General features: G+C 73.3%; 23 protein-coding genes. 10 read left to right on the forward strand and 13 right to left on the reverse strand.

Translation table 11 applies throughout. The annotated features are described in order from the left end of the window. Positions 1 to 148 precede the first annotated feature (148 nt). Positions 149 to 1,372 carry a GAF domain-containing protein gene (locus K933_RS05870; RefSeq protein WP_049947649.1) on the reverse strand — a complete coding sequence of 408 codons (1,224 nt, stop codon included), beginning with the start codon at positions 1,370 to 1,372 and terminating at the stop codon, positions 149 to 151. 176 nt (positions 1,373 to 1,548) lie between these two features. Next, complete coding sequence (locus K933_RS05875) at positions 1,549 to 3,384, reverse strand: S9 family peptidase (RefSeq protein WP_023393777.1); 1,836 nt, start codon at positions 3,382 to 3,384, stop codon at positions 1,549 to 1,551. A gap of 95 nt (positions 3,385 to 3,479) precedes the next feature. Between K933_RS05875 and K933_RS05880 the strand changes: the two genes are divergently transcribed. Further along, entirely contained in the window at positions 3,480 to 4,526 is a 1,047-nt protein-coding gene (locus K933_RS05880) for a glycosyltransferase family 4 protein (RefSeq protein WP_023393778.1), read from the forward strand. Between the two features lie 402 nt (positions 4,527 to 4,928). On the opposite strand, the gene K933_RS19470 is transcribed toward K933_RS05880, so the two are convergent. Together K933_RS19470 and K933_RS05890 are read right to left on the reverse strand one after the other, a co-directional pair. Beyond that, positions 4,929 to 5,222: a hypothetical protein gene (locus K933_RS19470; protein WP_080509205.1), complete on the reverse strand. Its 294-nt coding sequence runs from the start codon at positions 5,220 to 5,222 to the stop codon at positions 4,929 to 4,931. An 88-nt stretch (positions 5,223 to 5,310) separates the two neighbouring features. After that, entirely contained in the window at positions 5,311 to 6,396 is a 1,086-nt protein-coding gene (locus tag K933_RS05890; protein ID WP_023393780.1) for a M42 family metallopeptidase, read from the reverse strand. Between the two features lie 185 nt (positions 6,397 to 6,581). On the opposite strand from K933_RS05890, the gene K933_RS05895 reads away from it, so the two are divergent. Together K933_RS05895 and K933_RS05900 are read left to right on the forward strand one after the other, a co-directional pair. Then, entirely contained in the window at positions 6,582 to 6,842 is a 261-nt protein-coding gene (locus tag K933_RS05895) for an MTH865 family protein (protein ID WP_023393781.1), read from the forward strand. Between the two features lie 268 nt (positions 6,843 to 7,110). Then, positions 7,111 to 7,740, forward strand: a complete 630-nt coding sequence (locus tag K933_RS05900; RefSeq protein ID WP_049947654.1) for a J domain-containing protein — start codon at positions 7,111 to 7,113, stop codon at positions 7,738 to 7,740. 194 nt (positions 7,741 to 7,934) lie between these two features. On the opposite strand, the gene kdgK1 is transcribed toward K933_RS05900, so the two are convergent. From kdgK1 to mutS, 4 genes are all read right to left on the reverse strand, one after another. Next, entirely contained in the window at positions 7,935 to 8,894 is a 960-nt protein-coding gene (gene kdgK1, locus K933_RS05905) for a bifunctional 2-dehydro-3-deoxygluconokinase/2-dehydro-3-deoxygalactonokinase (protein ID WP_023393783.1), read from the reverse strand. Positions 8,895 to 8,998: 104 nt separating this feature from the next. Continuing rightward, positions 8,999 to 11,359, reverse strand: a complete 2,361-nt coding sequence (gene mutL / locus K933_RS05910; protein ID WP_023393784.1) for a DNA mismatch repair endonuclease MutL — start codon at positions 11,357 to 11,359, stop codon at positions 8,999 to 9,001. Positions 11,360 to 11,459: 100 nt separating this feature from the next. Further along, on the reverse strand, positions 11,460 to 11,873 hold the full coding sequence (locus tag K933_RS05915; protein WP_023393785.1) for an NUDIX hydrolase: 414 nt from the start codon (positions 11,871 to 11,873) through the stop codon (positions 11,460 to 11,462). Beyond that, entirely contained in the window at positions 11,870 to 14,719 is a 2,850-nt protein-coding gene (gene mutS / locus K933_RS05920; protein ID WP_023393786.1) for a DNA mismatch repair protein MutS, read from the reverse strand. Before mutS ends, K933_RS05915 begins: the two co-directional genes overlap by 4 nt. A gap of 157 nt (positions 14,720 to 14,876) precedes the next feature. Here mutS and K933_RS05925 point away from each other — a divergent pair, with 157 nt between their 5' ends. Together K933_RS05925 and K933_RS05930 are read left to right on the forward strand one after the other, a co-directional pair. Beyond that, the gene (locus K933_RS05925; protein ID WP_023393787.1) at positions 14,877 to 15,362 is read left to right on the forward strand and encodes a DUF6789 family protein; all 486 of its coding nucleotides are present in this window, start codon (positions 14,877 to 14,879) and stop codon (positions 15,360 to 15,362) included. Then, complete coding sequence (locus K933_RS05930; RefSeq protein ID WP_023393788.1) at positions 15,359 to 17,200, forward strand: cbb3-type cytochrome c oxidase subunit I; 1,842 nt, start codon at positions 15,359 to 15,361, stop codon at positions 17,198 to 17,200. The genes K933_RS05925 and K933_RS05930 overlap by 4 nt, the downstream gene beginning before the upstream one ends. A gap of 77 nt (positions 17,201 to 17,277) precedes the next feature. Here the strand turns inward: K933_RS05930 and K933_RS05935 are convergent, their stop codons facing one another. The 3 genes from K933_RS05935 to K933_RS05945 all read right to left on the reverse strand — a co-directional run bounded on the left by K933_RS05935 (position 17,278) and on the right by K933_RS05945 (position 18,997). Beyond that, positions 17,278 to 17,721 carry a zinc ribbon domain-containing protein gene (locus K933_RS05935; protein WP_023393789.1) on the reverse strand — a complete coding sequence of 148 codons (444 nt, stop codon included), beginning with the start codon at positions 17,719 to 17,721 and terminating at the stop codon, positions 17,278 to 17,280. A 111-nt stretch (positions 17,722 to 17,832) separates the two neighbouring features. Then, positions 17,833 to 18,486 carry a DsbA family oxidoreductase gene (locus K933_RS05940; protein WP_023393790.1) on the reverse strand — a complete coding sequence of 218 codons (654 nt, stop codon included), beginning with the start codon at positions 18,484 to 18,486 and terminating at the stop codon, positions 17,833 to 17,835. Positions 18,487 to 18,553: 67 nt separating this feature from the next. After that, positions 18,554 to 18,997, reverse strand: coding sequence for a response regulator (locus tag K933_RS05945; RefSeq protein ID WP_161631405.1), 444 nt, complete (start codon positions 18,995 to 18,997; stop codon positions 18,554 to 18,556). A gap of 211 nt (positions 18,998 to 19,208) precedes the next feature. Between K933_RS05945 and K933_RS05950 the strand changes: the two genes are divergently transcribed. Further along, on the forward strand, positions 19,209 to 20,033 hold the full coding sequence (locus tag K933_RS05950; RefSeq protein WP_023393792.1) for a DUF7839 domain-containing protein: 825 nt from the start codon (positions 19,209 to 19,211) through the stop codon (positions 20,031 to 20,033). A 235-nt stretch (positions 20,034 to 20,268) separates the two neighbouring features. Here K933_RS05950 and K933_RS05955 read toward each other — a convergent pair whose 3' ends face one another. Continuing rightward, positions 20,269 to 21,072, reverse strand: coding sequence for an SDR family NAD(P)-dependent oxidoreductase (locus K933_RS05955; protein ID WP_023393793.1), 804 nt, complete (start codon positions 21,070 to 21,072; stop codon positions 20,269 to 20,271). A 115-nt stretch (positions 21,073 to 21,187) separates the two neighbouring features. Here K933_RS05955 and K933_RS05960 point away from each other — a divergent pair, with 115 nt between their 5' ends. Next, complete coding sequence (locus tag K933_RS05960) at positions 21,188 to 21,673, forward strand: DUF4112 domain-containing protein (protein ID WP_023393794.1); 486 nt, start codon at positions 21,188 to 21,190, stop codon at positions 21,671 to 21,673. Positions 21,674 to 21,762: 89 nt separating this feature from the next. Here the strand turns inward: K933_RS05960 and K933_RS05965 are convergent, their stop codons facing one another. After that, positions 21,763 to 22,608 (reverse strand): alpha/beta fold hydrolase, encoded by an 846-nt coding sequence (locus K933_RS05965; RefSeq protein WP_023393795.1) that lies wholly within the window; start codon positions 22,606 to 22,608, stop codon positions 21,763 to 21,765. Between the two features lie 221 nt (positions 22,609 to 22,829). Between K933_RS05965 and K933_RS05970 the strand changes: the two genes are divergently transcribed. The 3 genes from K933_RS05970 to K933_RS05980 all read left to right on the forward strand — a co-directional run bounded on the left by K933_RS05970 (position 22,830) and on the right by K933_RS05980 (position 26,846). Then, positions 22,830 to 23,333, forward strand: a complete 504-nt coding sequence (locus tag K933_RS05970) for a hypothetical protein (RefSeq protein ID WP_023393796.1) — start codon at positions 22,830 to 22,832, stop codon at positions 23,331 to 23,333. Between the two features lie 94 nt (positions 23,334 to 23,427). Continuing rightward, a complete protein-coding gene (locus K933_RS05975; RefSeq protein WP_023393797.1) occupies positions 23,428 to 24,711 on the forward strand; it encodes a Single-stranded DNA binding protein in 1,284 nt (427 codons plus the stop codon). 71 nt (positions 24,712 to 24,782) lie between these two features. After that, a complete protein-coding gene (locus K933_RS05980; protein ID WP_152529756.1) occupies positions 24,783 to 26,846 on the forward strand; it encodes a hypothetical protein in 2,064 nt (687 codons plus the stop codon). The last annotated feature ends 1 nt before the right edge of the window (position 26,847 follow it).

Here is a 26,847-nt window from a genome sequence, read left to right on the forward strand (position 1 = left end):
CGCGCCCGCGCCCGACGCCGAAGTTGCCCCCGCCGCCGACCCGGTGGTCGGTCCCGAGGAGTCGCCGCCGTAGCCGCCCCGCCCGCGGGTCGTGTCCGCCCACGCGTCGAGCGCCGGCGCCGTGGACGCGCCGGGAGCCGACCGCCGGCTACGGCAGCGCGACCTCGTCGACGTAGACGCCGAACCCGGCGGCCTCGACCCCCGTGGTCCGGACGGGGACGAGCGTCACGGTCAGTTCCGCGTCGGCCGCGTCGGCGGTCGGCCGGCGGACGGTGGCGCTGACCGGGTCGTCCGCCCGGATCGACTCGCCGAACAGCCGGCGTTCGACGTCGGTGGGGAACGCCTCGTCGACGGGGACGCCGACGGGCGCGTCGGGGAACGACCGCTCGTAGGCCGCGTTCGCCTCGCGCACCACCGGCGGCTCGCCGCACGCCGACTCGACGTACACCGTCGGCGCGGGGAGCCGCTCGAAGAACGCGTACAGGCGGTCGCGCTCGCTCCGGAGCGCGGTCTCGCGTTCGAGTCGCGCGAGCGCCTCGGCCGCGTGGGCGGCGACGATCTCGAGGAACTCCACGTCGCGCTCGTCGAACGCCGCCTCGTCGGGGGTGGTCACCTGTAACACGCCGTACTCGCCGACGGCGACGCTCGCGACCGACGTGATGTACGGCGACTCCCGGTGGTGGGCGGGGTGGCTGTCGTAGTCGTCGACGACCATCGACTCGCCCGTCACGTAGGTTCGCCCCGCGACCCCCTCGCCGACGTCGAGCCGCACCGCCTCCTCGTCGGGGAGGAGGTTGCCGTACGGGACGAGTTCGCCGCCCTCGACGAACGCCAGCACGCACCGGTCGTACGCGAGCGCCTCGGTCACCGCGCCGACGACCCGGTCGACCACCTCCTCGCGCGACTCGCAGGCGGTTATCGCGCGGGTGTACGTGTTGAGCGCGGTGAGCTTGGTGTTCGCCTCGTCGAGGCGGTTCCGCTCGCGGTTGCGCTCGATCCGGTCGGCGACGCGCGCGACCAGCGCGTCGATTCCGTCGTCGGGCCGCACCACGCTGCTCACCGGCGAGACGGACGTCGCCTCGCCGTACGCCACCAGCGGTAGCTGCGGGTCGAGGTCGGCGAACGACGCGAGCGCGTCCGTGTCGTCGGCGAGACACACCACGCAGTCCAGTAGGGGCGCCAACTCCGCGACGTATTCGCGCGCCGTGATCCCGTGTTTCACCACGGTGTCCGCCCCGAGCGCCGCGCCGATATCGTCGGCGACCCGGTGTACCGCCTCGGGGGTGGGTGCGCCTCCCGCGTCGTCCGCGTCGCCGTCCGACTCGGAGGCGGCCGTCACGAGCACGCGGGCGTCCGGGAAACGATCCGGCATCCTCACGCTTCTCCCGCTACACGTGTATAGTTCATACGGCACCTCCCTTTTTTACACCGTTCGTCAACCGAGTTGGCTATAGTGAAACAACCCGACTCGGACGGGTCGAGGGGTGACCCGCGGCCGAGCGAGTCGGGTCGCCGCCCCGCGGCGGTCCAGGTCGCCCCGGACGCGGCTCAGACGTGTTCGTCGAGGAACTCGACGACCGCGCGGTACGCCTCGATCCGGTTTTCGAGCTTCGAGAAGCCGTGGCCCTCGTCGTCGAAGATCAGCTTCCGCGTCGGGACGTGTTCGCTCGCCTCCTCGGCGACCTGTTCGGCCTCGCCCACCGGCACCCGCGGGTCGTTCGCGCCGTGGAGGACGAACAGCGGCGCCGCGATCCGGTCGACGCTGTTGATCGGCGAGACGGATTCGAGGAACTCCCTGTCCTCCTCGAGCGAGCCGTACTCGGCCTCGCGGAGTTCCCTGCGCCAGTCGCCCGTGTTCTCGAGGAACGTGACGAAGTTGGCGATGCCGACGATGTCGACGCCCGCGGCCCACAGGTCGGGGTACTCGGTCATCGCCGCGAGCACCATGAACCCGCCGTACGACCCGCCCATGGCGACGACCCGGTCGGGGTCGACCACGGGGTGGTCGTGGAGCCACTCGACGCCCGCCTCGACGTCGGCGACCGAGTCCATCCGCTTTTCGACGTCGTCGAGGTGGCTGTACGCCTTGCCGTACCCCGCCGACCCGCGGACGTTCGGCTCGAACACCGCGTAGCCGTGCGAGAGGAGGAACTGTTTCACCCCGTTGAACGACGGGCGGCGCTGGCCCTCGGGCCCGCCGTGGATGTCGACCACCACGGGGGTTTCGCCCTCGGGCGCGTCGTCGGGCGTCGAGAAGAACGCGGGAATGTCGCGGCCGTCGAACGTCGGGTAGTGGACCAACTCGGGTTCGACGAACGTGTCGGCGGGGATGCCCGCGGTGGCGGCGTACGTCCACCGCTCGCTGTCGCCCGTCTCCGCGTCGACGACGTACACGTTGGTGTTGACCGTGCTCCCCGTCACCGTCACCGCGTAGCGGTCGCCGTCGTCGTCGAAGGAGACGCCGCCGGCGACGCCCCCGGGCAGGTCGGGGTCGGGGAACGCCTCGACCCGGTCGGCCGCCGCCAACTCCCCGGCGGTGAACTCCGTGTAGCCGTCGACGTTCCGCGAGTAGACCAGCCGCTCGGTCTCCTCGTCTATCGCCACGCCGTCGACGTTCCACTCGCCGCCGCCTTCGACCACCCAGAACTCGCCCGAGTCGAGATCCAGCCGTTCGAGTTGGAGGGTGTCGGCGTCGTGGTCGGTACAGACGTACACCCCCTCGCCGTCGGGACCCCACTGGGGGCTCGAAAAGCGGGCGGTCCCCTCGTGTGGGGTGAGGTGGTCGAACGCGCCCGACTTCAGGTCGAGCGCGTACAGGTCGTGGTCGAAGCTCGAACTCGCCCGGTGGACGAGGAGGCGGTCGTCGTCCGGGCTCCAGCCGGCGACGCTGAGCCAGCCGTCGCCCTCGTGGACGAGTTCGGCGTCGTCGCCCGTCGCGTCCCGCCGCTGGACGTACACGTCGAACACCGACTCGTCGCGGCGGTTGGAGGCGAACGCGAACCGGCTCCCGTCGTGGCTCCAGCCGCCCCAGCGGTGTTTGAACTCGGGCATCGCCGTCCACTCGGTGATCCGGCCCGAGTCGGGGTTGAGGCGGTACAGTTGCGCGCGCTCGTTGCCGCCCTCGTCCATCCCGAACGCGAGTTCGCGCCGCTCGGGCGACCAGTCGACGAACGTCACCCGCTCGTCGTAGAAGGTGTGCTGTTCGGGCCACGCGCCCGGCTCCGAGAGGCTCCACACCTGCGGCGTGCCGGTCGTGTCCATCAGGAACGCGAGCGTCCCGTCGGGCGCGAAGTCCGCCGTGTGCGCGCTCCGGATGTTGAGGTAGCGCTCGACGTCGTACCCCCGCGCTCGCTGGTCGTCGGTCGGGTCGTCCGGTTCTGGCATGCGTGAACACGCGTCCCGGGTCGGCGTAAAGCGTTCGGGTGGCCGCGCCCCGCACCACCCGGGTTTTTGTCGCCGCCACGCGACCGGGCGCACAGATGCGCGTCGCGTTCGTCTCGATGTACACCACCGACCGTCGGGACACGCCCGCGCTCCGGCGGGCCGAACGGGTCGCGGCGGGGCTGTCGGCGCGGGGCCACGAGGTGGTCTGGCTGTGCGCGCGGTGGTGGGACGGCGACGCCGACGCGTTCGACCGCGACGGGGTCACCTACCGGGCGGTGACCGACGCGGCCTCGTCGGGGTCGTTCCGGTCGAAGCTCCCGTTCGCGCTCCGGAGCGTCTCGCCGGACGTGGTGCAGGCGGTCTGCGCCCCGCCGGCGCACGCCTCGACGGCCGCCACCGTCTGTCGACTCCTCCGGACGCCGACGCTCGTCGACTGGTGGGGGGCCGACCCCGACCTCGGCACGGCGAAGGGGTACCGGAGGGCGGCGACGAAGCCCGACGCGGTGCTCGTCCCCTCGGAGGCGGTGCGGACCGACGTGCGCGAACGCGGCGCGGCCGCCGACGACGTCCACGTCGTCCCTGAGAGCGTCGACTTCGACCTGGTGCGGTCGGCCGACGCCGCGGGCGACGCCGACGTGGTGTACGCCCGCCGACTCGACGCGAACGCGAACGTGGAGACGCTCCTGCTCGCGCTCGCGGAGCTGCGCGACCGGGAGTGGCGGGCGGCGGTCGTCGGCGACGGACCCGCCCGCGCGGCCGCCGAGCGGACGGCGCGCGACCTCAGGATCGACGACCGGGTGACGTTCCGGGGCGACCTCCCGCCCGCGGAACTCGTCCCGCTGTTGAAGGGGGCACACGCGTTCGCCCAGACGGCGACCGACGAGCCGTTCGCCACGGGGTTGCTGTGGGCGCTCGCGTGCGGCTGTGTCGGCATCGTCGAGTACCAGGCCGGGTCGAGCGCGCACGAACTCGTCGAGGGGTTCGACCGCGGCAGGCTGGTCACCAGTCCGGGCGAACTCGCCGACGAGATAGCGGCCTGCGGCGGCCTCGAGCGGCGGACCGTCGACGAACGGTTCGCCGACTTCGACCACGACGCGGTCCTCGCCGAGTACGAACGGCGCTACCGCGAGACGCTCGAGTAGGCCGGCTTCGGCGGACCCCGGGGAGAGCGACGCGGCGGTCGGCCGACCGGACCGATGTCCCCTCGTTCAGTCGCAAGGATGAGCCTTATCGGAGTCTCTCCCCCCGCTTCAACCGGGTCGATACGCACGTGGACGCCCACGGCCTTTGACATGGATCGACCCTCCCCGGCGGTCCTACCCCGGGGTTCTCGTGTGACGCCCGCTCCCGAGGAGCGAAGCGGCCGTCGCCGCCCGACTCCCGGGACCTGCGTACCTCTCGAACCCGACGGCGACTGGCGGTCGGGATGGTGACGACGGCGCCACGGCTCGGCGTTCGGTCGAACGGGTAGGAAGGGTCGAGCCATCGGGACCGGGAGGTGCGGCTCCGAGCGTGCGACCGGACGCCCGGGCGGGCGGGTCGGGTTACTCCTCTTCGGGCGGTTCGTAGTCGCCGCCGTACTTGGTGAAGAAGAACGCCAGCCCGAGCGTCGCGCACATGGCGATGAACGACGCGACCCCCAGGCTCTTGGCGGAGTCGGGCACCCCGGTCGACTGGGTGGGCGCGGGCGTCGAAGCCGCGGTTTCCTCGCCGCCTTCACCGCCGCCGCTCGCGGTGCCGGTGCTCTCCTGGGCGGCCGCCGCGCCCGCGCTCCCGCTCAGCGCCGCCGCGCCGGCCGCGCCGCGGAGGAACGCCCGGCGACTCATGGCATCGCTCATGGGACGCGCTTCGAGACCCCCGAAGGTGAATCCGTCGATCGGTAATGGCGCCCCCGTCACGCGGTCTCGGCGCCGCGACCCCGGCGGCCTACAGCGTGTAGTCGTGCTCGCCCGTCTCCGTGTCGAGGAACGCGGTCAGGAGGTCGACCGTCGCGTCGACGTCGTCGCCGTTGGCCGTCTCGGTGACGGTGTGGAGGTAGCGCGTCGGGACGGAGATGGCGCCGACGGGCGTCGCGCCGTGGCTGTTCTGAAAGCCCGCGGTGTCGGTGCCGCCGGCGGGCAGCACCTCGAACTGGTGGGCGATCCCCTCGTCTTCAGCGACCGCGCGCATCCGCCGGTGGACCTTCGGGTTCGTGATCACCGACGAGTCCTTCAGCTTGATCGCCGTCCCCTCGCCCAGCCGCGTCACCTGTCGGTCGTCGTCGACGTCGGGCACGTCGCTCGCGACGGTCACGTCGAGCGCCACCGCCAGGTCCGGGTCGACGTCGCCCCCGAGCGCCGTCGCGCCGCGCAGGCCCACCTCCTCTTGGGTGGTCGCACAGAACTGGACCGTCACCGCGGGGTCGTCGAGCCGTCGGGCGGTCTCCAGCATCGCGAGCACGCACACCCGGTCGTCGAGCGCCTTCCCCGTCACCGCGTCGCCCATCCGCACCGTCGACTGCTCCATCGTCACCAGGTCGCCCACGGAGACGCGGTCGGCGACCGCCTCGGGGTCCGTCGTCCCGAGGTCGACGAACACCCGTTCGACGCTGTCGTCCTTCTCGCGGTCCTCCGCCGAGAGCGTGTGCGGCGGCACCGACCCGATGACGCCCGTCAGGTCGCCGTCGGCGGCGTGGACGCGCACCCGCTGGGCGCGCAGCACCCGCGGGTCCCACCCGCCAAGCGCGTCCAGTCTGAGGAACCCGTCGTCGTCGACGTGTTTCACCATGAACCCGATCTCGTCCATGTGGGCCGCGACGGCGACCGTGTAGTCGGAGTCGCCCTCGACGGTGCCGACGACGTTGCCCATCGCGTCGGTCCGCACGCGGTCGGTCGCGGCCTCCAGCTCCCGGCGGACCACCTCGCGCACCTGGTCTTCGTACCCGGGCACGCCGCTGGCCTCGGTGAGTTCACACAACAGGTCGAAGTCGAAGTCGAAATCGGAGTCGGAGCCGGGGTCGGACGCTTCGGTCACGCCCGCCCGTTCGGTCGCCCGGCGATTAACTCCCCGCTTCGCGGCCGTCCGCGCCGCCGGACAGTGCGGGGGCGCCCCGCACGCGCCGGCGACGCGCCGCCGGCCGGAGTCGGCGGGACGGCAACTCCGCCGGCGTTTTCCGCCGTTCCGGAACGCTTTTGCGACCGAGGGCCGGGGGAAGGCACATGACCGACGACGTGGAAGCCGACCTCCGCGCGCAGTTCACCGAGGCGTTCTCCGCCGCCGACTACCCCGTCACGAGCCAGATGGACCTCGTCCCGGCGCTCCCGAACGGGCCGGGCACGCGGTTCGAGGCGGGCGACACCTCCTTCACCGCGATGGAGATGGCGGCCAAACTCGGCTCCCACCAGGAGTTCCCCTACGAGGACGTGGAGTCGCTGGTCGACGACGTCATCGCCGGGCTGAAAGCCGAGGACATGATCTGAGCGCCGAGCCGCGACTCCCTTCTCCCGACCGTCCCCTCCCCGACGCGGACGGTGACGGCTCCGACGGCGACGACGCGACTACGGGGCGGACCGGCCGGCCCGGCGGGCGAACCGGGTGAGACCCTCGCCGACGGGGGTCGAGTCGTCGGTGTCTGCGGCTTCGACCCGGACGACGGGCACACCCGAGGCTGGGACGCCGACGGGGGTGAGCGGGTCGGTGCGGCGGGGCGGCGAGGGGTTCAAGACCACCGACCGCCAACCCCGGTTCGTGTTCGAGGAGTGGTTCGTCGGTCTCCCCGGATGGCTCACGCTCGGCGTCGCGGTCGGTCTCACCGCCTCGTTCGGGCTGGCGCTCGTCTTCCTCGCGGCCAACCGGTGGTTCCCCGACCCGCCCGCCGAGACGGGGGCGACGGTCGACGGCACGGTCCGCCGGAAGGCGGAGATCCGCGACTACCTCCGCCGGATCGACGAGCGCTACGCCGAGGAGTACGAACTCGACGGCGTCCGCGTCGCCTTCTACCTCCCCGAGCGGAGCGTCGCCATCACGTTCGACGCGCGGGCGTACTTCCGACTGAAGCGCGCGAGCGACGCCGGCGACGTCGACCCCGACCTGTTCGTCGTCCTCTGTGAACACGAGATGCCCGGCCACCAACTCGGGCGGCGACTCCCGTTCGAGGTGCCCGACGTGTTCCTCGGCGCGGACGTCGAACCGGACCCGACGACCGCCGCCTTCGAGGCGCTCGGTCTCCCCCCGGGCGCCGACGAGGACGACGTCCAGCGGGCGTACCGCGAGCAGGTGAAGGACGTCCACCCGGACCAGGGCGGGAGCCGCGAGGAGTTCACCCGCGTCCGCGAGGCGTACACGACCGCGCTCGACCACGTCGGCGACGGGACGTAGCGGCCGGTCGCGACCCCGGTTCGCTCGCGCGCCCGCGTCCGGTCCCGCTACTCCGCCGCGCCGTCCCCCGCTCCCGTTCCGTCAGCCACGCCTCCGTGTAGTCGCCGTCGCGGAACGCGGGGATGCGGATCGTTCCCGACCGGTCGGCCCGCGCCGGCGGTCGTCCGACGCCGGCGGCTCCGGCCCGCCGCGCCCTACCGCGCGATGCCGCCGCCGCGTTCGGCGACGACGCGTTCGACTTCCTCGGGCGTCACGACCGCGAGGTCGCCCGCGGTGGTGCGCTTGAACGCGGCGGTCGCCGCGCCCCACGACAGCGCCTCGGCGACGTCGCCGCCCCGGCACCGCTTGGCGAGGAAGCCGCCGACGAACGCGTCGCCGGTGCCGATGGGGTCGAGCGTGTCGGCCTCGTACGCCGGCTGGTCGTACGCCTCGCCGTCGTGGACCGCCACGGCGCCCTTCGCGCCGCGGGTGACCACGACCGTCTCGAAGTCGAACTCGTCGGCCAGTTCCCGCGCCACGTCCGTGGGGTCGCCGTCGCGGCCGAGCACCGTCTCCGCGTCCCGGCGGGCGGTGACGAGCACGTCCACCTCGGGAAACAGCGACTCGAACGCGGAGCGCGCTTCGTCGGGCGACCACAGCTTCGACCGGTAGTTGAGGTCGAGCGCGGTCCGCGCGCCCGCCTCGCGCGCCCGCTCCAACAGCGCCGCGGTCGTCTCGGCGGCGGCGTCCGACAGCGCGGGCGTGATGCCGCTGGTGTAGAGGTACTCCGCCTCCGCGAGCGCGTCGGTCGGGAGTTCGTCGACGTCGACCGTGGTGATGGCGGCGTCCGCGCGGTCGTACACCACCTTCGTCCCGCGCGGGCGCCCGCCGGGTTCGAGGTAGTAGGTGCCGACGCGGGCGTCGTCGCCGTCGTCCCACGCCACCCGGGTGTCGACGCCGTGGCCGCGCAGGCCGCGGACCACCCGGCGGCCGAGCGGCGAGCGCGCGAGTTTCGACAGCCAGACGGCGTCGAGTCCGAGCGAGGCGGCGGCGACGGCGACGTTGCTCTCCGCGCCGCCCAGTCGGACGTCGAACTCGTCGGCCGTCTCCAGGCGCGTCCCCTCCGGCGGCGAGAACCGGATCATCGTCTCGCCGAACGTGACGAGGTCGGTCATAGTATACCCCGCTCTGTGGCGGGCGAGCACAAGTAAGCCGCGGAAATCTCCCGCCCGTCTCCCCGGTCGGCTCTCCGCCGTTCGCCCCGCTCCGTCGCCCGCTGTCACTCCCGCTCGCGCCGGCCGGCGTGGCCGGGGTAGTCGCGCTCGAACCGCGCTTCGACCTCCTCGCGGCCGAACTCCACGAGCACGGGCCGGCCGTGCGGGCAGGCGTAGGGGTTCTCGCAGGCGTCGAGCGCGTCGAGCAGGTCGGTGACGCTCCCCGCGGTCAGCGCCGTGTTGCCGGTGACCGAGGGGTAGCAGGCGAGGTCGGCGAGCAGCGCGTCGACCACCTCCGCGACCGGGCGGTCGCCCGCGGCCACGTCGTCCGCGAGCGCCGCCAGCACGTCCCGGAGCAGGTCAGGGTCGAGCGTCGCGTCGAACACCGCCGGCACCGCCGTCACCGCGACGCTTCTGTCGCCGCTCCGCTCGGCGCGGAAGCCGGCGTCCGCGAGCGCCGCCTCGAACGAGTCGAACAGCGCGTCCTCCCGTGCGGTGAGTTCGAGTTCGACCGGCTCCGCGAGCGTCTGGACCGGCGCCTCTCGCCCCACCGCCTCCCGGAGGCGCTCGTAGTTCACCCGCTCGTCGGCCGCGTGCTGGTCGACCAACACCAGCCCCGCGTCCGTCTCGCAGACCAGGTACGTGCCGTCGTACTGGCCGAGCACGCGCATCGCGGGCAGCGACTCGTGGTCGGTCCGCTCGTCGGTCGTCCCGCCCGCGAGCGTCGACTGGGCGGGGGCGCTCCAGCGCTCCCCGCCCTCGCCGTGTCCTCCCTCCCCGCCGTCACCCTGTTCTCCGCCCTCGCCGTCGTTCCCGTCGGAGTCGTCGCCGGCCTGCCACCCGCGGGGCGACGGCCGGCCGTTCCACCCCCCGGCGCCCCCGCCCCGAGGGGGGTGGTCCGTCGGGCGGCCCCCGGCGCCGTCCCCGTCGCTCCCCCCGGCGGCGTCGGCCGCTCCGGCGGTCTCCGCGGTCACACCCGCCGAGCCGTCCGCGCCGTCGCTCCCGGCCGACTCGTCCGACCCGCGGGACCCGCTCGGGTCGCTCGGGCCGTCCGAACCGCTCGACTCGCCGGGGCGGCCCGGACCCCCCGACCCGCTCGGACCGCCCGGATCCGACGCCGCGGACCCGCTCCACGCGTCGAGCACCGACGTGGTCGCCCCGTCGTCGCCCCCGCCGTCGTCGCCTCCACCCCCGCCGTCGCCGTCGGTCCCCCCGTCTCCGCCGGCCGACGGCGGCTCCCGTCGGGCCTCGGCCGCCCGCTCGTGGTCCGTGCCGGCGCCGCCCACCACCTCGGGGTCCACGGCGGTCTCGTCGGGCGCCGAGCGGCCGCGGGGCGCCGACGAGCGGACCAGCCCGTGGTCGAGCAGCGCCTCGCGGACGGCGGTCTCGACCCGGTCGGTCACGCCCGCGTCGTCGTCGAACCGGACCTCGGTCTTCCGGGGGTGGACGTTCACGTCGACCGCCGCGGGCGGCACGTCGACGAACAGGGTCGCGAACGGGTAGCGGTCGGACGCGAGCTGCCCGCCGTACGCCGAGACGACCGCCGAGCGGAGGGCGCCGTCGCGCACCCACCGGCCGTTGACGAACGTCGTGAGGTACTCCCTGCCCGCCCGCGTCGTCTCGGGGTGCGAGACGAGTCCCGAGACGCGCACCTCGCTTTCGGCCTCGCCGCCGGCTCCCGACTCGGCGTCCGCACCGCTCTCGACGGGGTCCGCGCCGCCGACCGGCACCATCGCCTCGGCCACCTCGCGGCCGTACACCGCGAGCACCGCCGACCGCAGGTCGCCGTCGCCGGTCGAGGCGAACACCTCGCGGCCGTCGTGTTCGAGCGAGACGGCCACGTCGGGGTTGGCGAGCGCGTACGCCGAGACGGTCGCGTTCACCCGGTCGAACTCGGTCGCGGGCGTCTTGAGGAACTTCCGGCGCGCGGGCGTCTCGCCGAACAGGTCGCGGACCACCACCGTCGTCCCCGCGGGACAGCCGACCCGCCGCACGTCGCCCGTCTCGCCGTGGGCCACCGTCAGCTCCGCGCCCGTCTCGGCGTCCGGCGGGCGCGAGCGGAGCGTGAGTTCCGCGACGGCGCCGACGGTGTGGAGCGCCTCGCCGCGGAAGCCGAGCGTCCCGACGCCCGCGTCGAGGTCGGCGGTGTCGTCGAGTTTGCTCGTGGCGTGTCGCGCCACCGCGTCGGGCAACTGGTCGGGGCGCATCCCGTGGCCGTCGTCGCGCACCCGTACCCCCTCGACCCCGCCCGCCTCGACGGCGACGGCGACGCGGGAGGCGCCGGCGTCGAGGGCGTTCTCGACGAGTTCCTTCACGACGCTCGCGGGCCGTTCGACCACCTCGCCCGCGGCTATCTCGCGGACGGTGCGGTCGTCGAGCGGGCTGATCTCGCGGCGTTCGGGCGGGTCGCGGCGGCCGTCGCTCATCGGTCGCAGGTGGGCGCCGAGTCGTATGAATGTACCACTCCCGCGTCGCGTCCGGGTTCTGAGCCGCCGCGCTCGGGTGCGCGCTCCCCCGCCCGGCGGCTCAGAACCCGGGCGCGGGGTCGTCGTCGAGCGCGCGCTCGACCGCGTTGCCCTGCGGGCCGCTCAGCCGCTCGACGGCGGCGTCGGCGGGGAGCCACTCGTGGTCGGTGTGCTCGTGGCTCAAGCGCACCTCGCGCTCGCCGGCCGAACACGAGTAGTACACCGCGAACCGGCCGTCGTCGTCGTCGTTGCGCCACGCGAACGCGTGGACGGCGCCGGTCACTTCCGGGTTCAGCCCGGTCTCCTCCTCGATCTCGCGTCTGACGCCGGCCAGCGCGCCCTCCTCGGCGCCGAGGCGGCCGCCGGGGAGTTCCCAGCCGCCGTCGCTCGCCCGCCGGACGACGAGTATCTCGCCGCGCGGGCCGAACAGGACGCCACGCTGGCTCACCGTCGCGTGTAGGGGGTGTTCCGTCATCGGTCGGTCTCCGTGTCCGCGTTCGTCTCGGCCGCCGCCTCCGCGCTCGCGTCCGCGTTCGGGGTCGACTCCGACGCCGACTCCAGCCGCCGTTGCCACTCGCTGACCCGTCCCGCCAGTTCCAGCGGCGACGTGTCGTTCACGTCCGCCGACCGGAGTTCCGACACCACTGCGCGCACGTCGGGCGGGAGCGTCGCATCTGCCGTGTCCTCGGCCCGCCGGGGTTTCACTGTTGCGGCGCGCCCCCCGCCCTCCCCGTTCCCCCCCGCGGCGCGCCCGTCGTCGGCCGGGTTCGCGTCGGCCGCTCGCTCCTCCCGGTCGGTCCCGTTCGCCGTCGTCGTCGGTCCCGCGGACTCCCGTCCGTCCGCGCCGCCGACGAACTCGCCGGCCGAGAGGTCGAAGACGGCCTGTTTCGTCCCGGCGTCGCTGTCGGAGCCGCGCGCCTCGATGGCCTTCTCGGCTCGCAGGCGGTCCAACACCTCGTCCGCGCGGTCCACCACGGGCGCGGGGACGCCCGCCAGGTCCGCGACGTGGACGCCGTACGAGCGGTCGGTCGGGCCGTCCCGAACCCGCCGGAGGAACGTCACCTCGCCGTCGCGCTCCTCGGCCGCGACGTGGACGTTCGCCACCCGGGGGAGGTGGTCGGCGAGCGACGTGAGTTCGTGGTAGTGCGTGGCGAACAGCGTCCGCGCGCGCACCTCGTTGTGGAGGTACTCCGTCGCCGCCCACGCGATGGAGATGCCGTCGTACGTCGCCGTCCCCCGCCCCACCTCGTCGAGGATGACGAGCGACTCGTCGGTGGCGCTGTGGAGGATGTTGCTCAACTCCTGCATCTCCACCATGAACGTCGAGCGCCCCTGCGCGAGTTCGTCGAGCGCGCCGACCCGGGTGTAGATGCCATCCACCAGCGGCACCGTCGCGGCGTCGGCGGGGACGAAACTCCCCGCCTGCGCGAGCAGGACGACCAGCGCACACTGGCGCATGTAGGTGGACTTCCCGCTCATGTTCGGTCCCGTCACGAGCAGGAACCCCCGCTCGTCGTCCATCCGGAGGTCGTTCGGCACGAAGTCGGTGGTCCGCTCGACCACCGGGTGCCGGCCCGCGTCGACGGTCAAGTCGCCCTCGCCCGGCGCCACCACGTCCGGGCGGGTCCAGTCGTTGCCGGCGGCGTGCTCCGCCAGCGAGGCGAGCGCGTCGAGTTCCGCGAGCGCGCGCCCAACGTCTTGGAGCAGTTCCGCGCGGTCGGCGACCGTCCCGCGCAGGTCGGCGAACAGGTCGCGTTCGAGTTCGCCCCGCGACTCTTCGAGCCGCAGTACCGTGCGCTCGCGCTCCTCCAACTCGTCGGTGACGAACCGCTTGGAGTTCTTCAGCGTCTTGATCTCGCGGTAGTGCTCGGGCACGCCGTCGGCGGCCGACTTCCCGACCTGGACGTAGTAGCCGTCGGTCTTGTTGCGGTCGACCGTGACGTGACTGAGGCCGTGCCGGCGTTTCTCGCGGTCGGCGAGTCCGTCGAGCCACTCGCGCGCCTCCTCGTACTCCGCGACGAGTTCGTCGAGTTCGTCGTCGTGCCCGCGGGCGATGACACCGCCCTCGCCGGGCGACCCGGGCGGGTCGTCGACCAGCGCGTCGTCGAGTTCGTCGTGGAGCGCGCGCGCGGCCGCCTGGTCGGGCCGCGCGAGCGCGTCCGCGACCGGCGACTCCGCCAGCGGCGTCCCCTCGACGGCGGACGCGAGCGCCGGCAGCGTCGCCAGAGCCGCCCGGACCGCCGCGAGGTCGCGCGGACCGGCGCTGCCGCTGGTGGCGCGCGCCGCCAGTCGTTCGAGGTCCGCGGTGCCGTCTAAGTGATCGAGCAGGCGGTCGCGCGCGAGCGCCGCCGACGCGAGCGCCTCGACCGCGTCGTGGCGGCGTTCGAGTTCCGCGCGGTCGCGGCGCGGCCGGGTGACCCACTCGCGGAGCAGCCGCGACCCCGCGGCGGTCTCCGTGTGGTCGAGCGTCGACAGCAGCGTGCCGTCGCGCTCCCCCTGCATCGTCTCGGTGAGTTCGAGGTTGCGCTGGGTGGTGGCGTCGAGCGCGACCCGGCCGCCGGGGTCGAGCGTGCCCAGCCGCGTCATCGACGCGAGCACGCCCGCGCCCGTCTCGTCGACGTAGCGGAGGACGGCGCCCGCGGCGGCGACGGCGGCGTCGGCGTCAAGCCCCACCGCGTCGAGCGTCTCGCGGCCGAACTGCTCGCGGAGGCGGTGGCGCGCCCGGCCGGGCGCGAACGCCTCCGGGTCGCGGCGGGTGAGGCGCGCGTCGGTGTCGTCGCGCACCGCGGGCCAGGCGTCGTCGTCGCGCAGCCCCAGCCCGGGGAGGAGTTCGACCGGGTCGAACCGGTGGAGTTCCGCGCGCACGTCGTCGACGTCGTCGACCGCGGCCGCGCGGAACCGGCCGGTGGTCACGTCCGCGAACGCCAGCCCGTAGCCGTCGCCGTCGCGTTCGACCGCCGCGAGGTAGCGCGCGGCGGCGTCGCCCGGGTCGAGTACCGTCCCCGGCGACACCACCCGTTCTATCTCGCGGGCGTGGCCGTCGGCGGTCTCGTACTGGTCGGCGACGGCGACCCGGTAGCCCCGCTCGACCAGCGCCGTGAGGTACGGTGTCAGCTCCGACAGCGGCACGCCCGCCATCGGGTACGAGGAGCCGTGGCTGGACTTCTGTGACACCTTGAGGTCCAACTCGGCGGCAACGAGTTCGGCGTCGTCGGCGAAGAACTCGTAGAAGTCCCCACACTGCATCGCGAGCACGTCCGCGTCCGTCGACGCCTTCAGCGAGAGGAACTCCCCGACGATGCCGCCGGCCTCGTTCGACATACCACCCACTGGGCGGGTCGACCGGTAAAGCCCTGCGGGTCGACGCGGCGAGCGGCGGTCGCGGGACGTACCTGGGGATCGATACACATGTCCTAACCGCGACAGGGCTAGGGAACTGGTGTGTAGATTTTTGAACGGCGCCCCTGTGGTACGCGACATGAACAAGCCGGCGAGCGCGGTGATCGGTGGGGGGGTCGCCGCGGCGGTGCTGTCGGTGATCCTCCTCGTCGTCGACGTCGAAACCCGCTCACAGATCGGCATCTTCGAGGTGGTCGCGCGGTTCGTGGGGATGCCGGGCAGTCTCGTCTTCGGGTTCGTCCTGTTCTTCGCCGCCGGCACGTTCCTCTGGCCGCTGGTGTTCGTGGCGCTCGAATCCTACCTCCCGATCGGGCCGGACCCGGCGATCCGCGGTATGGGGTTCGGGGTCCCGCTGTGGGTCGCGTTCGTCGTCCTCGGCCGGGGTGACCTCACGGGGGCGATCCTCGTCGTGTACGCCGTGTTGACGCTGTTCGCTCACCTCGTGTACGGGTTCGTCCTCGGGGCGGTGTACGGCCACTACTCCGGCGAGACCGCCGCCCGGATGGAGCCGTTCCCCGGCGAGAAGCGTGCCGGCGAGAGCGGGGGGAGCGGGGGGAGCCGATGAGCGTCGACGCGGGCGGCGCCGTCGCGGGCGGGGTCGCGGCGCTCGTCGTCGGCGCGCTGTTGTTCGCGGGCTGGCGGTTCTCCCGCGGCCGCGTCCGCGCCGACGGGGGGACGCGCTCGCTGCCGGGCCGGCGGGTCCGCGCGGCGCTGCCGTTCGACCCGCTGCGGTGGCTCACCACCGTCAACCACCGCGACATCGGGGTCCTCTACATCTCCTTTGCGTTCGTCGCCGCGATGTGGGGCGGGACGGACGCGATGATGATCCGGACGGAACTGCTCACGCCCGGCGCGACCGTCTGGTCGGAGCAGACGTACAACGCGCTGTTCACCACCCACGGGCTGACGATGCTGTTCTTCTTCGTCACGCCCGCGTTCACCGGGATGGCGAACTACTTCGTCCCGATCCTCGTCGGCGCCGACGACATGGCGTTCCCGCGGGCGAACGCGCTGGGGTTCTGGCTGCTCCCGCCGGCGCTCGTGTTGGTGCGGGCGGGGCTGATAACCGAGGTGGCCGCGAAGGTGCTCGCGGCCGTCCAGACGTACGCCGGCCTCCAGTCGGCGGCGCTGGCTCGGCTCACGGCGGTGCTGTTCGCGCTCGAACCGCCGGCGACCGGGTGGACCATCTACACGCCGCTCGCGACCACGCTGGAGAACCCGCAGGTCGACCTGATGCTGTTGGGGCTACACCTGTCTGGGATCGCCACCGTGGTCGGCGCGGTCAACATCATCGTCACCGTGTTCGAAGAGCGCGCCCCCGAGGTGTCGTGGGCCGACCTCGACATCCTGACGTGGACGCTCGTCACGATGGCGGGCATCATCCTGTTCGCGTTCCCGCTTTTGGGCAGCGCGCTGGTGATGCTGCTGATGGACCGCAACTTCGGCACCACGTTCTTCGCGGTGGAGGGCGGCGGCCCGATCCTCTGGCAACACCTGTTTTGGTTCTTCGGCCACCCCGAGGTGTACATCCTCGTGTTGCCGGCGTTCGGCCTCGTGAGCTACATCCTCCCCAAGTTCTCCGGCCGGAAGCTGTTCGGCTTCCGGTTCATCGTCTACTCGACGCTCGCGCTCGGGGTGCTCTCGTTCGGCGTCTGGGCGCACCACATGTTCGCGACGGGGATCGACCCGCGACTGCGCGCGAGTTTCATGGCCGTCTCCATCGCCATCGCGGTGCCCTCGGCGGTCAAGACGTTCAACTGGATGACGACGATGTGGCGCGGGCGGGTCCGACTCACGGCGCCGATGATCCTCTGTATCGGCGGCGTCGGCCTGTTCGTCATCGGCGGGGTGACGGGCGTGTTCCTCGCGTCCATCCCCGTCGACTTGGTGCTTCACGACACCTACTACGTGGTCGGCCACTTCCACTTCATCGTCATGGGGGTGATCACGATGGCGGCCTTCGCGGCCTGTTACTTCTGGTTCCCGCTGATCACGGGGCGGCGGTTCGACAGGCGGCTGGCGCGGGTGCAGGCGTACACGCTCATCGTCGGCGTGTTCGTGACGTTCTTCCCGATGCTGCTGCTCGGCTACGACGGCATGCCGCGGCGGTACGCCTCGTACGCGCCGTACGTCGACGTCAACCCCGAGTGGCTCCCGCTCCAGTGGATCGCCACGTTCGGCGCGGCGATCATCGGCGTCAGCGTCGCGCTGTGGCTGCTCAACATGGTCCGGTCGCTCCGGATGGGGCCGTACGTCACCGACGCCGACGTGTGGGACCTCAAGCGCTCGGGACAGTTCACCCGCGAGTGGGCGTGGTTCGAGCGGAAACTGGACGACCGGCTGGACGAACCCACCGCGCAACTCCGCGAGGACGACGACGGCGACCACCCGGCCGACGAGTAGCCGCTCCCGTCTCGTCGGCGGTCGGCCCGCCGATCCGCCCGGCCGTCGGCGGTCAGTCGGGTCGTTCCGCCCGGCCGTCAGCGGTCGTCGGCGTCGGCGCGCGGCCCGAGTTCGGCCGAACACCACGGACAGAAGTCGAACTCCATGTCGGCGTCGATGTCGTGTCCGCAGTTCGGACACCGGCCGCCCTCCTCCCGCCCGGTCACGGCGGCCGCCGCCGCGTTCGGGTCGCCCGTGACGGGTCTCCCGCGGGCCCGCCGGGCGAGCAGGTAGGCGTCGGCCGCGCTGGCGAACACGACCAGCGCCGGCGGCGCGAGCGCGAGCGGGTCGGCGGGGGTCCCGCCCGAGAACGTCGCCTGGATCGCCTCCTCGGGGACGAACGTGGCGACGGCCGCGAACGTGAACAGGAACCACCCCAGCGCGCGCGCCCACCGGCGGAGGTAGGCGTGGCCGGCGCCCGTGACCACGAGCGCGAGCAGCGCCGCCAGCCACGGCCGGGGACCGGTACGGCTTCGGCTCATGCACGAACCGGTGTGGCGGGCGGCAAAAGACCGTCGGTCCCGGCGGCCGCCCACCCCGCGGGCGCTCGCGGCGCCGACCGGGCCGGTGCGCCGACGCGGCTCCGGGCCGCGTTACTCGCCGGCGACGAGCCGTTCGAGTTGTTCGGGCGGCACCGCGCCGCGGGCGGCGTGTCCGCGGTACGCGAACGTCGGGACGCCCGTGACGCCCATCTCCTTGGCGTCCCGGAACCGGGCTTCGAGCCGGGACTCCCACTCGTCGCTCGCGAGGGCGGTCCGGACCGCCTCGGGGTCGAGCCCCGCGTCGGCCGCGAGCTCCGCGAGGACGTCCGGGTCGCCGACGTCGCGGTGGTCGGTCCAGTACGCCTCGAACACGGCGTCGTCGAACGCCTCGAACCGGTCGGGCCGCTCGTCGCGGACGTACAGCGCGGCCTGCTGGGCGTTCCACGAGTCGATATCGGGCACCGCCTCGAGGTCAAGTTCGACGCCGTACTCCTCGGAGAGCCGCGCGACGTTCTCGCGCACCTGCGCGAAGTAGTCGTCGTCCTTGCCGTCGTCGACCGACTCGTCTATCTCGCCGTCCGCGCCGCGCTTGTGTCCCCGGAGGTCGAACGGGTGCCACTCGGTCGCGGGCGGGTCGTCGCGACGCTCGCGGAACGCGGCGAGCGACGCCCGGCCCAGGTAGCAGAACGGACAGACGTAGTCGGAGAAGACGGTGATCGGCTCCGCCGTGGCGCTGTCGTCGGCGCGTCGGTCGGGCTGGCTCACGCGCGTCAGTCGGGGCCTCGGACACAAAAGCGGGGCGGCACCGGCGGGTCGACCCGGCGACGCCGCCTCACCGCGCGCTCGGGTCGGACCGCCCCGTCCGGCGGCGCCCGCGGCCGTCACGCGCGAGGAGTCGGTCGACGGTCCCGGCCAACTGCTCGCGGGAGACGGGCTTGGTGAGGTAGTCGTCGATGGGGGCGTCGGCGACGTCGGCGTCGAACGGGAGCGCCGACACCATCGCCACCCGGCAGTCGAACCCGCGGTCGCGGATCCGGTCGAGGACCTCCCGCCCGGTCGACCGTCCGAGCTGTCGGTCGAGGAGGACCACGTCGACCGTCGCGTCGAACAGGTCGAGCGCCCGGTCGCCCGTGTCGGCGGTCACCACCCGGTAGTCGGGGTCGAGAAACGCCGCGTGCAGGTCGCGAACGCCGGGGTCGTCGTCGACTATCAACACGACCGGGTCGGCTGATCGGGACCGAGCGTCGGTGGCGGTTGGGTGGTGGTGGGTTGACATCTGGGTTCTCCGTCGGGCCGCGGTGCGGGCCGGTCGGACCCGTCCCGCCCGCATCTATCACGAACTATGTAGGTGTATACTGGTAAGTGTTTGGTATGATTCGTCCCGTCGGTCGGCACGAACACAACCGCAGTTGTCGGCGCGCCCGCGAGCGGGCCGGAGCGGCGGGTGGTCCACAAAGCTACTTGTGTTCGGTCGCCTACCGGCGCCCATGAGCGACTCACGGACCGGGTCGGCGGTGCTCCGGAACAAGCGGGACGCGACCCGCTACCGGATCCTCGTCGAGGTCGCCGAGCGGCAGCCGGCGGTGAGCCAGCGGGAGATCGCCGACGCGGTCGGCGTGACCGCACAGGCGGTCTCCGAGCACCTGAGCGACCTGGTCGACGAGGGCGCGGTCAGCCGCGGGGGCCGCGGCCGCTACGAGGTGACGAAGGAGGGGGTCGACTGGCTCACCGGCCAGACCGACGCGCTCCGCGAGTACGTCGACCACGTCTCGACGGACGTTCTCGGCGACGTCGCGGTGGAGACGGCGCTGGCGACCGCCGAGGTGACCGCGGGCCAGCGGGTGACGCTGTCGATGCGCGGCGGCGTGCTCCGCGCGACGCCGACCGACGGCGGCGCGGGCGACGGCGGCGCGACGGCGGCGGCGGTCACGGACGCCGCCGCCGACGAGGACGTGGGCGTCACCGACTTCGAGGGGCTGATCGACTACGACCTCGGCACGGTGACGGCGGTGGTGTTCCCGCCGGTCGCCGAGGGGGGGAGCCGCGCGCTCGACCCTCAGCGGGTCCGCGCGCTCGCCGCCGACCACCCGGTGGTCGCCGTCGCCGGAACCGAGGCGCTCGCGGCCGCCCGCGCCGCGGACGTGACGCCCGACGTGCGCTTCGGCACCGTCGCGGCCGTCGAGGAGGCGACGACCAAGGGACTGGACGTCCTCCTCTTGACCGTCGCCGCGGACCTGTCGGCGCACACCGACCGCCTCCGCGAGACCGGCGTCGCCTACGAGGTGGTCGACGCGACCACCACCGACCGGTGAGTATCCGATCCGATACCGCGGGGCGAAGGTATTTGCCACGCGACCGTCCCCGTCCGGTATGGAAACGACGACGGGCGCCCGGATCCGGCTGGGACTCGCCGGCGCGGGCGTGCTCGCGCTCACCGGTTTCGCGGCGCTCGGTCTCACTAGCCTCTCGCTGTAACCGCCCCGGACCCGGCGGTCGGGTCGGTGCGGTCGCCTCGGACCCACGATCGGAGCGGGTCGGGACCCGAACTCAGGCCATCTCGGGGAGATCCTCAGCCGACGGCACGCCCTGCGCTTCGACCGTCTCGCCGGTGACGAACGAGGCGGCGTCGCTGACCAGGAACCGGGTCACGTCGGCTATCTCCGCGGTCGTCCCGATGCGGCGGTCCACGTCGCTCCGGTCGACGTCGTCGGCCGAGATGCCCATCTGTTCTTCGATGCCGGCCGTCGCCACGTAGCCGGGGGCGACGCAGTTGACGCGGACGCCCCGGGAGGCCCACTCGACGGCGAGCGTCTCGGTGAGGTTGATCAGGCCGGCCTTCGCCGCCCCGTAGTGGCTCATGTAGCGGGCGGCGCGCGTGCCGGCGACGCTCGCGACGTTGACGACGACGCCGTCGGTGGCGGCGAGGCGTTCGCCCGCCGCCTGCGTGCAGTGGTACGCGCCGTGGAGGTTGATGTCGACCACCCGCTTCCAGCCGTTCTCGGAGATGTCCTCGAACGGGCTGGTGAACGACGCGCCCGCGTTGTTGACGAGCGCGTCGATCCGGCCGAACTCGTCGACGGTCGCCTCCACGAGCGCCTCCACCGCGTCGCGGTCGGTCACGTCGCACTCGACGGCGAGACACCGCCCCCCGTCGCTCCCGCCGCCCCTGCCGTCGTCGGGGTCGTTGATCGCCTCCGCGACCGGGTCGACGTGCTCCTGTTCGCGCGAGCAGACCACCACGTCCGCCCCGTCGGCGGCGAACTGCTCGGCTATCTCCCGTCCGATACCGCTCGACGCCCCCGTCACGATCGTCGTCCGACCGGCGACGGAGAAGCGGTCCGCGAGGCTCATACCTCCCCTCTCCGCCGGACGCCGTAAATCTCTGCGGGCCGGTGCGGGCGGGCGGGCCGCGGCGACCGGCGACTGCGGCCCCAGCCTCTATGCGGCTGGGCGGCGAGAGGCGGGTGTGATCGACACACTCCGCGAGACTGCGGGTTCGCTGTCGGAGTCGGTGGATACGCGACTCGGGTCGGACGGGACCGACGGGACCGGGCGGCGGTCGCCGGTCGGCTGGGTGCGCGACGAGAGCGCGTCGCTCTCGCGGGTCCGGACGGTCGGCTACCTGCTGGACGACTCGCTGCCGATCCCGGGCACTGACCGCCGGATCGGACTCGACCCGCTCATCGGGCTGTTGCCCGTGGCCGGCGACACCATCACGGGGCTGCTGTCGCTGTACATCGTCGCCGAGGGGGCGAACATGGGCGTCCCGCGCAACGTGATCGGGCGGATGCTGTTCAACGTGGTCGTCGACACCCTCCTCGGGTTCGTCCCCGTCGTCGGCGACATCTTCGACGCGACGTGGAAGTCGAACCAGCGGAACGTCGACCTGATCGAGCGGTACGCCGAGAGCAACGAGATCGAGGCCGGCGACACGCTGTTCGACCGCGAGTAGAGCAGGACTAGAGAGGAGAGGGGGGAGAGAGCGCGAGAGGGAGGGAGCCAGAGAGCGAGAAGAAGGGGGGACGGCGACCCGCGTGCGACTCACGCGAGGAAGTCGAGCAGGCTATCGCGGTAGGCGTCCGGCCGGTCGTGGGTCACCCAGTGTGCCGCCTCGTCGAGACGGACCACCCGCCCGTCGCCCGCCGTCTCGCTGACGAGTCGCTGTGCGTTCTCGACCGGTTGGAGACCGTCCTCCGCGCCCCACAGACACAGCAGGTCCGCGGTGATGTCGCCGTACGCGATCTCGGTGGTGTGGTTGGTGTTCGTCGCCACCGCCGCCCGCGCGAGGTCCGTCCGCCCGCCGCGGACGGTCCACGGCGACTTCATGCCCGCGACCCACGAGGGGTCGGCCTCGTCGTACGCGCCGTCGACGAACAGGTACTCCAGTCGGTCGTCGAGTTCCTCGTCGGTCCAGCCGGCGGTCACGCCCGGCGCGCCGAGGTCGTTTATCACCTCGACCGGCCACGAGTCGAAACACGCCGCGTTCGACAGCACCAGCCGGCCCACCGCGTCGGGTCGGGCCGCCGCGTAGCGGAGCGCGACCGCCCCGCCGATGTCGTGACCCACCAGGTCGACCGTCCGGTGAGCGGTCGCGCTCGCGAGGAAGTCCGCGAGCGCCGCGGTGGCGGCGCGGACCGACCGGTCGAACCCCTCGCCCCGTTCGGAGTTGCCGTACCCCGGGAGGTTCGGCGCGAACACGTGCCGGTGCTCGCCGAGCGCGGGCGCGGCGTCCCGCCAGAGGTACGACCACGTCGGGATGCCGTGGAGCAACACCACCGGCGGCCCGTCGCGGTCCGCTCCCGCCTCGTAGTAGGCGAACTCCACGTCGTGGCCGTCGACGGTGACGCTCGTGTGCCGTTGTCTCTCGCTCCAGTCGGGATAGTTCATGGTCGACCGTATCGCACGCTGTCAGTATATGTCACACGGGCCCGAACGGGACCGCCGCCGACCCCGCGGACGCCCGCGGCGTTTTTGTGACCCCCGGCGGTACTGGCGGGCGTGACCGACGACCACCCACGCCCGACGACGGACGCCGGCTTGCCGACCCGCGAGCGGGGTCGCCGACCCCGGACCGCCGGGGCGACCCGCGGCGTCGAGGGGGACCGTTCGTGAACGCGCTCCGGGTCGTCGCCGGGACGCGCCCCGAGCGCCGCCGCTACCTGGCGCTGGGGTGGGTGCTCGGCGTCGGCGCGTTCGCGCTCGGGCTGTCGCTCGCGGAGCCGTTCGTCGCCGCGACCGGCCCGTGGCTCCCGGTCGCCGCCGTCGCGCTGCTCCTCCTCGCGGCGGTGGCGGCGTACGACGGCGCCGGCCTGCCCGCGACGGCGGGACTCGTCGCGCTCGCAGCGGCGGGGATGGTCCCGTTCGTCGCCACCGTCGCGATAGCGCGGATGGTTCCGCCGACGAGCGCGCTCGCGGTCCAGGTGACGTTCTCGGCGGCCGTCGCGCTGCTGGCGGGCGTCACCGTCGGGCTGGTGGGGTTCGCGGTCGGCGCCGCCGCCCGCTGGGTCCGCGAGCGGCGAGCGAACGGGTCGCGCGACCCGACCCCGCCCGCCGCGCCCGCGTCGGCCGACGCGGCCGACGACGGCTCGCGCCCCCGGGGCGGGTCGGACTGACGGGGGCGGAGTCGGGCGACCGAGTCGCGTCGAGGGACCAGCCGAGCACGCGCGCGCGGAGAGTTTAACAGTCCGCGCGGGGTAGGTCGGCGTGATGGACATCGACCAGCACGCCGAGGAGCTCGCCTCCGCTCTCGGCCAAGACAAAGAGGAGGTACGGCAGGACCTGGAGAACCTTCTGGAGTACAGCGTCCCCATCGACGAGGCCAAGCAGTCCGTCCGCCGGAAGTACGGCGGCGGGGGCGGCGACGGCGGCACGCCCGAGTCGAAGGCCATCGCGGACCTCACCCCCGACGGGGGGAACGTCACGGTCACTGCCCGCGTGTTGAGCGTCGGCCGGCGGCGCATCCGGTATCAGGGCGACGAGACGGTGATCCGCGAGGGCGAACTCGCCGACGAGTCGGGCGTGGTGTCGTACACCGCGTGGACCGACTTCGGCTTCGAGCCCGGCGACACCGTCACCGTCGGCAACGCGGGCGTCCGCGAGTGGGAGGGCGAGCCGGAACTCAACATGGGCGAGTCGTCGACGGTCGCGCTCGAATCCGAGACGCTCGACGTGCCCCAGCGGGTGGGCGGCGAGCGCGACCTGGTCGACCTCGCGGCCGGCGACCGCGGGCGGACCGTCGAGGCGCGCGTGCTCGAAGTCGAACAGCGGGTCATCGACGGCCGCGACGGCGAGACCACCATCCTCTCGGGCGTGCTCGGCGACGAGACGGCGCGGCTCCCGTTCACCGACTGGGACCCGACGCCCGAACTGGAGGAGGGCGCGGAGCTCCGGTTCGAGGACGTGTACGTCCGCGAGTTCCGCGGCGTCCCCTCGGTCAACCTCACGGAGTTCACGGAGGTGTCGCCGGCGAGCGTCGAGGTGTCCGACGAGGCGCCCGAGGTCGACGTCGCCGAGGCGGTCGAGTCGGGCGGCATGTACGACGTGGCGGTCGTCGGCAACGTCATCGAGGTGCGCGACGGCTCCGGGCTGATAGAGCGGTGTCCGGAGTGCGGCCGGCTGGTCCAGAACGGTCAGTGTCGGAGCCACGGCCAGGTCGACCCCGACGACGACCTCCGGATCAAGGCCATCGTCGACGACGGCACCGCCACCGTCACCGCCATCCTCGGCCGCGAGATAACCGAGGACGTGTACGGCGGCACGCTGGAGGACGCCCTCTCGGCCGCCCGCGACGCGATGAGCCGCGAGGTGGTCGCCGAGGACGTCCGCGGGAAACTGGTGGGCCGGGAGTACCGCGTCCGCGGGCACCTCTCGGTCGACGAGTACGGCGCCAACCTCGACGCGAGCGCGTTCGACGAGACGGACGACGACGCCGCGGCCCGCGCCCGCGCGGCGCTCGAGGAACTCGGCGGCGACGCGGAGGTGGGCGCGTGAGCTCCTCCGACGGCTCCAACTCGACCTCGAACGGCGACGACGGCGGCGACTCCGGACCGGGCGCCCGCGAGGTGGCCCACCGGCTGTTCGCCGCCGAGTTCGACGACGCCGACCTCGACTACTCCGAGAGCGACGAGGAGCGCGCGCCCAACTACGTGGTGACGCCGACCGGCCTCCGGGTCAACCGGCTGTTCGCGGTGGGCGTGTTGACCGAAGTCGAGAGCGTCAACGACGAGACCCTGCGGGGCCGCGTGGTCGACCCCACGGGCGCGTTCGTCACCTACGCGGGCCAGTACCAGCCCGACGCGCTGGCGTTCCTCGACCGGGCGGAGCCGCCGGCGTTCGTCGCGCTCACGGGGAAGGCGCGGACGTTCCAGCCCGAGGACTCCGACCGGGTGTTCACGTCCGTCCGCCCGGAGAGTCTCGCCGAGGTGGACGCGGGCACGCGCGACCGCTGGACCGTCTCGGCGGCGCGCGCGACGCTCCGACGGCTCGCGGTGTTCGCTGCGTCCCTCGAGATGGACGAACGCGGCGACGACCTCCGGGCGCGCTTGGAGGCGGCGGGCGTGCCGACCGCGCTCGCGTCGGGGGTGCCGCTCGCCATCGACCACTACGGGACGACCGAACGCTACCTCGAAGCCGTCCGAGCGGTCGCGGTCGACGCGCTCGAACTCGTCGCGGGCGAGGTGGACGAGGTCCGCCCGCTCGACGTCGACCCCGACGAGACCGGCCCGGGCGAACTGGGTGCGCTCCCGGCGGTCGACTACGAGTTCGACACCCCGACCGCGAGCGCCGGAACCGGAGCCGACGCCCGCTCGGAGGGAGCAACGATGGCGGACGTCGACCCCGACGCCGACGCGCCCGGGACCGACGAGGGTGCGACCGCCGACTCGTCGGTGGGCGAGACGACGACCGAGGCGGAGCCCGTGACCGCCGACGGCGGCGACGACGACCGCGAGACGGAGACGGAGACGACGCCCGGGGCGGCCGCCGAGGACGACACCGCCGCCGAAGACGACACCGCCGCCGGGGCGGATACGACTGCGAGTGCGACCCCCGACGAGGCCGACGAAAGTCTCGACGAGGAGACCGACGCGGTGCCCGACGCGGACGTGGCCAGTCCCGACCCGGACGGGCGGGCGGAGGTCGACGCCGCCGAGGCGGCCGAGAGCGAGGCCGAATCCGGGACGGCGAGCGACGCCGGGACCGCCGACACCGACGCCGCCGCCGGCCTCGACGACTTCGAGGAGACGGGCGGGGACGCCGACGACGCCGAGGGCGGCCTCGGCGACTTCGAGGGGTCGGACCCGACGCCCGACGAGGTGGAGTCGACGCCGCGCGGCGAGACGGACGCCGCCGAACCCGGCGACTTCGACGAGGCCGACCCGGGCGAGGGGAGTCCGAACGACTTCGGCGACGTGGGGCCGAACGACCCGGACGACGAGTCGGACCCCGGCGACCTCGAGGAGGCGAACGCCCGCGAGTTCGACGCGCCCGGCGCCGACCCGGAGGCGGACGCCGACGCGGACGCCGCCGACCCCGACGACTTCGAGGACGCGCTCAGCGACGAGGAGCGCCGCGAGGCCGAAGCGGAACACGGCGTCGAGTTCTCCTCGGGGGCGGACGTGCCCGACCCGGGCGACGCGGACATCGAGACGCCCGACCCCGACAGCGGGATGGCCGACGGGATGGACGAGGAGATCGCGGACCAACACCAGCCCGAACCCGAACCCGGCGCGGGCGCGACCGAACCCGCGAGCGAGGGGACGGTCGGGACGACCCCCGCGGGCGAGGAGGCGGCGCCGCCGGAGGGCGAGAACGCCGAACCCGCCGCGGTCGAAGACCCCGCCGAGACCGCGACCATGGACGACCCGGCGGACGCCAGCACGCCGGCGGAGGACCCCGCGGAGGCGGCGACGACGGACGACGACGCCGTCGACGTCGACCTGGAGGAGGCCGCGGTCGAGTTGATGGACGAACTCGACGACGGCGACGGCGCCGACCGCGACGAGGTGGTGGCGGCGGCGGTCGACCGCTACGGCGCCGACGAGAGCGACATCGAGGAGGCGATCCAGGACGCGCTGATGGGCGGGAAGTGCTACGAACCCGACGACGGCGTGCTCAAACCCATCTGAC

The organism is Candidatus Halobonum tyrrellensis G22 (assembly GCF_000495475.1).
GTDB lineage: Archaea > Halobacteriota > Halobacteria > Halobacteriales > Haloferacaceae > Halobonum > Halobonum tyrrellense.